4 protein-coding genes and 2 pseudogenes are annotated in these 6,028 nt (G+C 60.2%); all 6 read right to left on the bottom strand.

Annotated elements, in window-relative coordinates:
- Window positions 1-221: pseudogene (locus tag PSEWESI4_RS24825) on the bottom strand (hypothetical protein); the annotation flags it as partial.
- Between the two features lie 345 nt (window positions 222-566).
- On the bottom strand, window positions 567-764 hold the full coding sequence (locus PSEWESI4_RS24830) for a hypothetical protein (protein WP_187673918.1): 198 nt from the start codon (window positions 762-764) through the stop codon (window positions 567-569).
- Window positions 765-805: 41 nt separating this feature from the next.
- On the bottom strand, window positions 806-1,714 hold the full coding sequence (locus PSEWESI4_RS24835) for a hypothetical protein (RefSeq protein WP_187673919.1): 909 nt from the start codon (window positions 1,712-1,714) through the stop codon (window positions 806-808).
- 9 nt (window positions 1,715-1,723) lie between these two features.
- Window positions 1,724-4,714 (bottom strand): sulfite exporter TauE/SafE family protein, encoded by a 2,991-nt coding sequence (locus PSEWESI4_RS24840; protein WP_187673920.1) that lies wholly within the window; start codon window positions 4,712-4,714, stop codon window positions 1,724-1,726.
- Window positions 4,707-5,645 carry a DUF4123 domain-containing protein gene (locus PSEWESI4_RS24845; RefSeq protein ID WP_235979012.1) on the bottom strand — a complete coding sequence of 313 codons (939 nt, stop codon included), beginning with the start codon at window positions 5,643-5,645 and terminating at the stop codon, window positions 4,707-4,709. The genes PSEWESI4_RS24840 and PSEWESI4_RS24845 overlap by 8 nt, the downstream gene beginning before the upstream one ends.
- Window positions 5,642-6,028, bottom strand: a pseudogene (locus PSEWESI4_RS24850) (type VI secretion system Vgr family protein); the annotation flags it as partial. The pseudogene PSEWESI4_RS24850 and the gene PSEWESI4_RS24845, both read right to left, overlap by 4 nt.

The raw sequence follows: 6,028 nt of genomic DNA on the forward strand, positions 1-6,028 counted from the left end.
AGCACGGCCCAGAAGGGCAGCATCCACCACTGCTTGGCTTTCTCCTCGCCAGGTTCGCCGGTACGCCAGGGGGCGTAGTGACGGAAGGCCTGGCGTGGCATCAGGCAGATATTGTTGTGGGGGACATGCCACCAGTCCGGCGCCTGCGGTGGCGGCAGGTTATCCGGCCCGTGGGCCATGAACTGGCGGATGTATTCCCAGGCCTGGGCTACATATTCCACGCGGGGATCATTGGGTTCGTTGCTATCGACCCACAGCGTGATTGGGGACTCCGGGTCTTCTTTGTCAATGGATGTGAGCTTCAATGCTAGGGCAAAGTTTGTGCTAAAAGAGCTTCCACTAAACTCTAGGCGGGAAAAAGCCCTCCTTGAGCAGATGCCCAATCGCAGATAAAGAGACTTTTGTTTCTGCGATAGTATGCTCTTTGCGTGTGTCTGTTGAAGTAAATGTTTGATAGTCTTTTTATGAGAAATATTCTGTAAAATAAAAATAGCGCAAAAACTGATGGGATGGAGATTACAAGGAAGGAGAAGTCTATTATGTCAATTTTATTTCCATTTTGACTCTCACTCCATAAGAAATATAGGAAGTAGATAATCCATGCTGCAATGGCTGTTGAAAAAAAGCTTGCCCATAAATGCAGAGTCTGCCGGCCAGGGATTACGTAGACATAGGACATTGTTTCCTGTCATTACATGCTGATCTCCAATGGCCGGAGCCACATCAGCCTTGCTTTGCGTTGTCCATAGCCAGTCGATTGCCATGCCACATCCTTGAACTATTCAGATGACCGTAATCGCGAGGATTACGGTCGAACTCCACGTATGGCCATCTCCGCCGTGACCAGGGAACCGGTTTCCCCTTCCAGCGCTTCCGGCGGCGCTTCGGCGGGGCGCACGTTGAACAGCCGGCAAGTGGCCCACCAGCACAGGGCGGCGAAAAGGTTGTAGGGGAAGAGCACGGCCCAGAAGGGCAGCATCCACCATTGCTTGGCTTTCTCCTCGCCAGGTTCGCCGGTACGCCAGGGGGCGTAGTGACGGAAGGCCTGGCGTGGCGTCAGGCAGATATTGTTGTGGGGCACATGCCACCAGTCCGGTGCCTGCGGTGGTGGCAGGTTATCCGGCCCGTGGGCCATGAACTGGCGGATGTATTCCCAGGCCTGGGCTACATATTCCACGCGAGGGTCGCTGGGTTCGTTGCTGTCTACCCACAGTGTGATTGGGGACTCCGGGTCTTCTTTGTCAATGGACGTGAGTTTCAATGCGAGGGCAAAGCTGGTGCTGAAGGAGCGGCCACCAAACTCTAATCGGGAGAAAAAACCCCCTTGTGCACTAGGCCACTCGCATACGAACAGCTTTTTGTTTCTCTTATAATAAATTCTATTGGTATGGCGGTTGAAATAAAAATTTGACAGATTTTTAATGAAAAAAATTCTGTATAGTAGCAGGAGAAAAATGAAGGCGGGGAAAATCATTAATGCCGCATAGAATAAGTATAAAGTTGTGTCTTGTTTGCCTTCTGAGAAGGCTATTAGGGTTAGGCATGGGACAAGAACTGCTATGCTGGTTGCATACATCTTTCCCATAAAAGCAGAGTCTGCGGGCCAGGGATTACGTAGACATAGGATGTTGTTTCCTGTTATTACATGCTGATCTCCAATGGCCGGAGTCACATCAGCCTTGCTTTTCGTTGTCCATAGCCAATCAATTGCCATGCTGCGTCCTTAATCTTTTAGTAGAAAACTTGTACTAATCTGTGTGTCTTCATCTAGCCCTTGATTGGGCTTATAGGTCAGGTGGAGCGATAGATTGTCATACTCATTAGCTACGTTTTGGGTGTAGTGCATCAGCAAGCCGGCCGGGATGAGTTTTAAGGTGGGTTCGGTTCCGTAAGTGGCAAGCTTGGGAAGTGTGTGCCTTTGGTTGGGATGCGGCGGTAAGGTTTTTCCTAGGCAGGTTAACCCGCCTTCCCAGGTACTTTGGCCCTGAATGAAGCCGGGCAGTAAAACCGTAAACTCAGCCCGGTCGGTGTTAAGCCAATTGTCATGCCAAGTGCTGTCAACACCTGGCCAGCCAAGCGCTTCGGCCTGGGCATCGCTCAGCATCATGGGGGCATAGAATGCCTCGTACCAGCCCTTGATCTCCGCAGTAATGTCCGGGTAACCGGGTAGGCGCTTCTGGTCGTCGAGTGCTGTGTCGGGGCGAATCTCGCCATCGTTCTGGCGTGTACCGAATTGGCTGCGCACTGCCCAGAGTTCCATGGGACTATGGATTTCTTCGGCTGCCTTGGAATGGAGCCAGATGCCGCCTGCTATCAGGCCTGCGCCTATAAGAACAATAGCGGCGGCAGCCCACCCTGCTACGGGAACTATTGTGGTTACTCCCGCTATAGCAAAACCACCTTCAAGTACAGCTGCACTTCCTAATGCCAGAGCTATCCCGCCTGTCAGTGTGTAGCCGCCTGCACGTGGGTTGTCTTGGCGGAGTTGTCGAATTGCTTTTATCCCATCAGCTAGGAAGCTAGTTAAAATCGCAGGCCAACCAAAAAGCCTTCCAAACAATCGACTCGAAAGTGCGCGAGCCATTCCCGCACTGAATACAGCACCCGGCATGCTGAAGCCTAGGCGTGACATGCTGGCCACATAGATGGCCCGTGCGCTAACCAGAGCTGCAGCGATTGCACTAATGGTTCCAAGTACCGCTGATGCAAAACTGGCTGCATTTGCGTGACTGTACTGGCTTTCCAGTGTCCGCCAGACATTCGCCAGATGCACGATGTTGAAATACAGCATGCCGGCGTTGAAGGCACCCCCCGTGGTCGTGACACCAAGAAGGGACTTGAGGGTGGGGCGTACTGTTCGTGTCTGGGTATCCTCTACTTTGACGATGCGGTTACCACTGACGTCGACCGTGCGGGTATGTTCCACTTCGGCCATACCGGATTTGATAAAGGCTTCGACCTCCTGGGAGAAGGCGTTCGCTCTGACGGCATCATCGGTGATGCGATAGCGCGCTCCCAGCAAACCCAACGCCTTTTGCGTGTTGGCTTCGCTGGCGGCGGTCAGTACCTGCTGGCGCAGGGTACGGCTGGCGTCCCAGCGCGTCTTGCCCTTTATCCGCTTGAGCGTGACGACGGTCACGCTCTGGGCGATCAGGTCGGTGGCGCCGTTGATGGCGGGGAAGCGGCCGGCCAGTTCTTCGATGGCGTTTCCGGCGGCGCCCAGCAGGACACCGATGGCGTCGGCCTTTTCCTTGAAGGGGTTGTAGGCCTCCAGGGCCATGTAGAGCGGGCTGTTCTCGTCGTCGACCCAGGCGTTCAGGCGCTGGAAGCGCGGGTCCAGGTCTTCGCGGCCGGGCATGGGCTGGCTCATGCCGTGCATCAGCAGGGCGATGGAGAGTTCCAGGCCGCTGGCGGAGACGCGGTTGTCGCGGTCGTAGGAGGCGAGCGTGGCGGCAAGGCTGCGTGGGTCGTCCCGACGTGCGGGTTCGGCGCTGGACAGCCAGGCGTCCTGGTCCGCGCAGGCACGGTCGTATGGTTCGAGCAGGGTGGCCAGTTGTTCGTCGGCAGCCTGTCGCTCGGCCATGAAGGCCTGGTATTTGGCCGTGTCGATCCGCTTGGCGAGCCGCGCGCCGGCGGGGGACAGGCGTTCGTCGGTGAGTATCTGGTAGCGCAGGTCTTTCTGCGAAGGGACCTTGCGATTGACCGGTTGGGCGCGATGCCATTCGTCACGGTGGCGGACGAGCCGTTCGAGGTCCTGGCCGGAGCCGCTGAACATCGAGTGCAGGGTCTGTTCCAGCAGCGTGGCGACCAGGTTCTTGCGGTGGAAATCCGCGCTGGCCAGGTGCAGCTTCTCCACGTCCAGGCCCATGCAGGACGGCAATGCGCTCTGTGGCTCCGGGGACGACCTGGGATTGAGAACCTTGGGCGACTTCAGGTCGGTGATCTGGTGCTGGTAGGCCGCGGTGATCAGGCTCAGGTCGAGGCCGATGCCTTCGGCGTCGTTGAGGGCGACCACGACGGGAACCCGTGGGCGCGTGTAGGGGTAATGGCTGGCCTGGGCCAGCAGGGTGCTCAGGGGCAGTTCGTCCTTGCTGGAGTGGCTGCTCCAGTCGAGTTCGATACGCTGCTTCTTGGGCTTGTAGTCTTCCACCCATTCGCCGAGTGCCTGGACGGGCAGGACATGCGCTTGCCGGGAGGGCGTCTTTTCGCCCGAGGTCAGCTCTTGCATGTCCAGCCGGCGCATGTGTCGCTGGCGCACGCCGGGGTCGCCGGTCACCCTGGCGGTCATGCGGTTGGTCCACAGGTGAGGGCTGTAGCCGATCCAGACTTCGCTGGCCGTGTCGGGGCAGGTGTCGGCCCATACCCAGCCCATGCGTTTGCCGGCGTCGTAGTTGTCTTTCTTGTGGTAGTTCTCCAGGCCGGTGTAGGCCAGTTCCTGGTACTGGCCTTCGCCGTCGTATTCGTGGATGACCAGCCGCTCGCTCTTGGGGCCCTTCATGAAGACATAGACGTAGCCGGGGCGCAGGGCGCGCAGGGTGTATGCCGACTGTTCGAGCCTGTCGAAACCGGTTTCCAGCATGTAGCCGGAGTCGGCGTAGCGGTACCGGGCCGCATCGGCCGCGCGGGGAACCACGGCGTAGCGGATAGGCAGGATGGGAATGCGCGAGCTGCAGGCTGGGGCGGAAGCGGCGCCGCCCGGGGTGGTGTCAGTCATCGGGGAACTCCTTTTCTCCGGCCAGCGCGGCCAGACCGCGCAGGCGCGCGGGTGGGGATTCGCTGAGGTCGTTGATCAGCGCCTGGGCCTGGGGGGTGTCGAGCAAGCCGGGATACCGGGCCAGCAACAGGATGTAGCGGCGGGCATCGGCGTCGGCCTGGATGTTGAGGGTCGAGGCTTCCCGCAACTGCTGGCGCACCCATTCCCGGACTTCGCCGAGGGCACGGCTGGAATGGCTGGGCAGGGTGATCAGCTCGTGGGCCAGGCTGGTGACGAAATGCTCCCGTGTGTTGGTGTCGAAGGCGGCCAGTTCGTGGGGGCGCAGCTCCAGCCAGCCAGTGGTTCGCTGCGCCAGGCCGGGGACCGGCTGGTCGAGCTGGCACCAGCCGTGCGCGGGGCCCCAGTTGATACGCCACAGCAGTTGCGTCATGGGGCCCAGCCAGGCGTGGCGGTGGTCGTCGTCCAGAGCCCGGAGCCAGGCCGACAGCAGGTCGGGGCGCAGGTTGAGGGTGGCTTCGCCCTGGTCGGGCAGGCGTATGCGTACCAGGCTGCCGAGGTGCCGGCAGAGTTCGTCCCGTTCCGCCGCCGAACCGATGAACAGCACGCCGCCGGTGGGCGCCCAGGCGGTGAGCGCATGGTCGAGCAGCGCGGGGCTGTCGGTGGCTTCGACGAGCAGGGGCCCCCGTTCGTGCACATCGTCCAGGGGGCCGCCTTTCCAGATCCAGCATCGCCGGGGGAAGGACTCGACGGCACGGACCAGGTCCATCACGCCGGGTGCTTCGGGTGGGACCAGCTCGCCTTCCTCGGGTACCGGCCGATAGGCCCAGTCCTCCAGCACCTTGGTGATGAGGAGCAGGTAGGTGCGCGGTGTCGTCGGCAGGGCTTCGCGGGGGGAAACGTTGCCCAGCATCACGGGGAGGCTGGCATTCACCGGGCGCGCCCTCCCAGGCAGGTACAGTCTTCCAGGGGGCAGGTGCCGTCGGGCTGGCGGCCGCAGAGGCGATCCAGCGGCTTGCTCGAAGCAGGGGTGCCGACGATGGCGAACGGATTGGCGCTACCGCCATCCTGCCGGCTGAGCGGGCCTTTCAGCCGGATGGTCGCGCCATCGAAGGTGATCCCGGAGCCATCGATGGTGATGGAACCACCCGGCGCGCTCAGCCGGAGGCTGCCGGCTGTCTTCAGGTGGTAGCGGGTGGTCCTGCGCTCGATGCTCTGCCCGGCCTCGAGCTGGTGATGGCCCTGCACGCTGTGCTCGACGTGCCCGCCGGTCTCGATGAAGTGGCTGGCGGTGGTCTTGTCGTAGCGGTCGTTGCC

Source organism: Zestomonas carbonaria, assembly GCF_904061905.1.
Taxonomy (GTDB): Bacteria; Pseudomonadota; Gammaproteobacteria; order Pseudomonadales; family Pseudomonadaceae; genus Aquipseudomonas; species Aquipseudomonas carbonaria.

Excerpts from the sequence above, each read along its gene's own strand:
- PSEWESI4_RS24830 (WP_187673918.1), bottom strand. The coding sequence starts at position 764 with ATGGCAATCGACTGGCTATGGACAACGCAAAGCAAGGCTGATGTGGCT.
- PSEWESI4_RS24835 (WP_187673919.1), bottom strand. The coding sequence starts at position 1,714 with ATGGCAATTGATTGGCTATGGACAACGAAAAGCAAGGCTGATGTGACT.
- PSEWESI4_RS24840 (WP_187673920.1), bottom strand. The coding sequence starts at position 4,714 with ATGACTGACACCACCCCGGGCGGCGCCGCTTCCGCCCCAGCCTGCAGC.